The organism is Cognatishimia coralii, assembly GCF_037478305.1.
GTDB classification, from domain to species: Bacteria; Pseudomonadota; Alphaproteobacteria; order Rhodobacterales; family Rhodobacteraceae; genus Cognatishimia; species Cognatishimia coralii.
In genome coordinates this window covers 1-977 of sequence record NZ_JBBGAZ010000037.1, presented here as the reverse complement: position 1 = coordinate 977, position 977 = coordinate 1, and the positions used below count along the sequence as shown (strand labels likewise).

The 977-nt window shown below is 58.8% G+C and carries 1 protein-coding gene; it reads left to right on the top strand.

The window, feature by feature from the left end:
• On the top strand, window positions 1-977 hold a 977-nt coding region (locus WG622_RS19195; protein WP_339404913.1), incomplete at both ends, for a VCBS domain-containing protein.

Sequence of the window (977 nt, the reverse complement as noted above, 5' to 3'; positions counted from 1 at the left end):
GCAAGCATCTCTGGTACAACGCTGACCTTCGATCCGGGCGCGGACTTCCAAGACTTGGCCGTGGGCGAAACCCGCGATGTGACAATCCAAGTTACCGCCGAGGACGCCCATGGTGCGACGGCTGTGAACACCGTGACTGTGACCGTAACCGGTGGCAACGACGCTCCAACTCTTGCGGCAGCACTCGCTTCTGCCGATGAAGACGGCGCGACGGTTGACGTGGATCTCGCAGCTCTGGGCGCTGACGTGGACAGCGACGATGATGGTTCAACGCTCACTTACAGCGTGACCGGTCAGCCAAGTGAAGGCAGCGCGTCGATTTCCGGCACGACCCTGACTTTCGACTCAGGTGCCGATTTCCAAGATCTCGCACTGGGTGAGACCCGAGACGTAACGATCCAAGTCTCCGCTGAAGACGCCCATGGTGCGACGGCTGTGAACACCGTGACCGTGACTGTCACCGGTGGCAACGACGCGCCAGTTGCGCAGGCGATCAGCGGTGAAGTCGCCGAAGAAGGCACCAGCGCCGAAGCATTCTCGCTGGCGATCGCAGACAGCTCGACTGTGCCAAACGCAGGCCTTTTCTATGTTCTGGATTACGAAAACCAGAGCCTCACCGAGGTCTTCCGCGCGGTTGGCTCCATCGACACGCCTTTGCAGGCCGCGCAAAGCCTGAATGTGACCAACGGCATGGTATTGTCTTTGAACGGCAATAACGCCGATTGGGGAGCCGTCGCGGCCTCCATCGTTGACGGTGTCGACACCTGGGCGGACCCCAACTTGTTTGAACTATCCGGGTACACCGGAAGCATGGTCGCCGATCCGCGTGGGTTCGTTCTGTATCGCGACAGCGTCTCCAACGCGACGCTGACAATTTCTGTGCCAGACGTAGAAACACCAGATGGTCCAACGACTTATGAGATTTCAGCAGAGATTATCTCGTTCCAGGACAATCGTGTTGGGAATATTGACGTGGG